This is a genomic window from Bacillus sp. LL01 (genome assembly GCF_001037965.1).
In genome coordinates, this window is sequence record NZ_LFEL01000272.1 from 1 (window position 1) to 3,138 (window position 3,138).

Below are 3,138 nucleotides of genomic sequence, written 5' to 3' on the forward strand. Positions count from 1 at the left end.
AATTGATCCATATCCATTTCAAATTCCAACATTTAAGGTCCCCCTAATCAGACTCGTTCACTATTATTCAAAGAACACTTTAAACCAATTCTTCACTTTTGATTTTGTCTTTGGTTTATCTTCTGTTCTTGTTTGTTCTTTTTCAGCTTTCTTACTGCGCTTATCTTGTTGCGGTTGCTCAGGYGCCTGATAATCAGCTACAGAAGCTGCAATTTCTTTCCCTTGAATCTTTACATTTTTGTACGCAAATTGGATAAGTCCAACACTTGTCGTGTATTGTGGTTCACGTACACCGATATAATCCGGTATTGCCACTCGAACATTGCCTTGCAGTAATTCCTTGGCCAATTCAAGCACACCAGGGATCATAACCGTTCCACCTGTTAACACATATCCACTTGGGAAATCGCGAAATCCTAGTCGCATAATTTCTTTGTAAATTAATTCAAAAACTTCTTCCATACGTGGTTCGATAACATGTGCCAGATCATATTGGCTAAATTCATCCTTCTCTCCACTTCCGATCGCTGAGACGCTAAAGCGCTCTTCATCAGAAGCTTCATCAATAAAAGAGTGACCATATTTCACTTTAATACGTTCGGCTTCTTCAGTAGAGACCCTAAGACCAATGGCAATATCATTCGTAATATGGTCTCCACCAATTGGTAAAACCGACGTTGATTGAAGTGTACCTTGCTCAAATACAGATACAGTCGTTGAACCTCCACCAATATCAATTAAGCATACTCCAAGATTTTTCTCATCTTTAGAAATAGCAACTGAACCAGATGCAAGTGGTTGAAGACAAATATCAGCGATYTGTAATCCAGCGCGCTCTACACAGCGTAATAAGTTATGTAAGATGGTTTTTGATCCTGTAATAATGGTTCCTTCCATTTCAAGCCTAACACCAATCATGCCTCGTGGATCATTGATTTCATCTAGGCCATCCACAACAAATTGTCTAGGGATCACATCAATAATCTCACGCTCTGGTGGGATAGAGACGACTTGGGCCGCATCAATTACTCGAGCAATATCTTCATCACCAATTTCTCTATCAGGGCTTGAAACAGCTACCACCCCGTGACAAGGTTGAAGTTGAACATGGTTCCCATTGACCCCAACTACAACTTGTTTAATCGAGAGTCCAACCATCCTCTCCGCTTGTTCAACTGCTCTCTTAATCGAACGAACAGTTTCATCAATATCGACAATGGCTCCTTTTCTAATACCTTCAGACGGAGAATTACCTACTCCAATAATATTAATTGTACCGTTGGCCACTTCTCCTATGATTACTCGGACATTGGATGTACCGATGTCAAGACTTACATAGATTTCATTGTTGTTCAATCTGTGGCACCTCCTTATAAACTAATACCGTTTCAATGTTTCATAACTTACTACTTTAGAGTAACCGTTCGCGAAAAGTTGAATATAAAGAAGTATTCAACACCAAGCGCTGTTTTCCTTTTAAAAACGCTCATTTTCTTTTTTTTTCAGTCATTTTGAACTTCTTTTGATTATCAAGCTTGTCCTTCGCTTCTTTTAGCTTGCCACTTTGATAATAACATACGGCGAATGACAGCGATATTATTAAAAAGACGAACACCAAAAGCAAAGATTGCTGCTAAGTATAAGTCTACACCAAGATGAACCCCTAGAAAAGCCAAACCTGCAGCAAGTAAAATATTAAAGAAAAACCCAGTGACAAATACATTTGAGTCAAAGGTCTCCTGCAGGTGCGCACGAATCCCGCCAAATAAAGTATCTAGTGCAGCCAAAACGGCAATAGATAAGTAACTTGAATACTCAGCAGGTACTCTAAATTCGGTCATTATACCTAATATAATTCCAAGAAGTAACCCTATTATTGGAAGCCACATAGATCGTTACCCCTCCTTCACTTCTTCCATATACCTTACACGAGGTGTTTGGTCGTATCCAGGTAAGATCAAGTCATCTACTTGCTCTACCGTTAAAAGAAAGCCATCAATCTCAAAATACTCAACAGACTCTGATACAACCATACGATTGTGCAACCGCTCTGGATCATCAGTTAACACTTTAACCTCAAGAGGAAGGGGAGGTAGCCTGCGATAATTTAGATGCGTAATGCCATTTACATCTCGAAATGCTGAGGTAGATATTAATCTTTCATCAGCTACTGCAATACTGTCCGCTCCATTCACATTTAACTCATTAATTAAATAACGAAATCGTTCTGGTGTAGGGGTACGTCTCATATGGTTTGGCGAGAGTTCATCGTAAAAAGGTTCAATCGTCATGACCACTCCCGCACCTCTGACTTCGGTAAGTCCTGCCTCAGTGCGGAGGTCAGCAATTTGTTGATCTAGGRCATCATCTATATTTTCATGATCCTCATCAAGTGTATGACCATACTGTGCAAGTAAGTCTTGCGCTTTTTTGATCTCAGAAGATAGTTGTTGCTCCCTCTCTCTTTCTTGCTCAACCTCATTACGTAGCTCTCTAATATCCCGAGTATCCCTAACCACCGGCTCCTGGGTTGTTTTAAATTGAATAGCTAGCATAAATCCAATCACAAAAGCAACAAAAGTAAATATCCATTTTCGATTCATTCTTTTGTCACCCACCCTCTGTTAAATAAGGGTCGAGTTCTATTAACCCTTGTTGCTGAATCCGCACACTTATGCCATCATTTAATAACTGGTCTTTAACACCACCAATTAATGAAATGGCTTGTTCAAATTTCTCACCATCACCGATGGCCGTTACGACAAAAGGTGCATAGGATGTATGGCCATCAATAATAATGACAGGGCCTGCACATTGAATATAGGACTGGTGAGATAGGCGATGACCATTAATGGCAATGGCCTCAGCACCTGCCACAAACAATTCATGCACGACTTTTTGAACATGGATTTCGTGGACAATATAGTCATTTGGATTCGAACCTTCTGGCACATAAGAAGCATCTTCTAAAGAAACCTCTAAACCAGGTCCTTGTACCGGTACATTTCCTACCACTTTACGTAGACGGTCCAAATCCTCTAGTAAATTCGTTGTACGCAATTCTTGTTCAGCACTTTCTGAAGCTAATTGCTCTTCTAATAACCGAACTTCACTTTGGTACTCTCGTAATTCATCTTG

The 3,138-nt window shown here is 40.0% G+C and carries 4 protein-coding genes; all 4 read right to left on the reverse strand.

Going from position 1 to position 3,138, the window contains the following annotated elements; genetic code table 11:
- Positions 1–63 precede the first annotated feature (63 nt).
- Complete coding sequence (ftsA, locus tag AB685_RS29265; protein WP_047974131.1) at positions 64–1,356, reverse strand: cell division protein FtsA; 1,293 nt, start codon at positions 1,354–1,356, stop codon at positions 64–66.
- Between the two features lie 173 nt (positions 1,357–1,529).
- Positions 1,530–1,889 carry a small basic family protein gene (locus AB685_RS29270; protein ID WP_047974132.1) on the reverse strand — a complete coding sequence of 120 codons (360 nt, stop codon included), beginning with the start codon at positions 1,887–1,889 and terminating at the stop codon, positions 1,530–1,532.
- A gap of 6 nt (positions 1,890–1,895) precedes the next feature.
- Positions 1,896–2,603, reverse strand: coding sequence for a DUF881 domain-containing protein (locus AB685_RS29275; protein WP_047974133.1), 708 nt, complete (start codon positions 2,601–2,603; stop codon positions 1,896–1,898).
- Between the two features lie 7 nt (positions 2,604–2,610).
- A partial coding sequence (locus tag AB685_RS29280; protein ID WP_047974134.1) for a DUF881 domain-containing protein occupies positions 2,611–3,138 on the reverse strand: 528 nt, incomplete at its 5' end.

Bases quoted from the DNA above. Each gene is read 5' to 3' on its own strand.
- AB685_RS29270 (WP_047974132.1), bottom strand. From the start codon at position 1,889: ATGTGGCTTCCAATAATAGGGTTACTTCTTGGAATTATATTAGGTATA.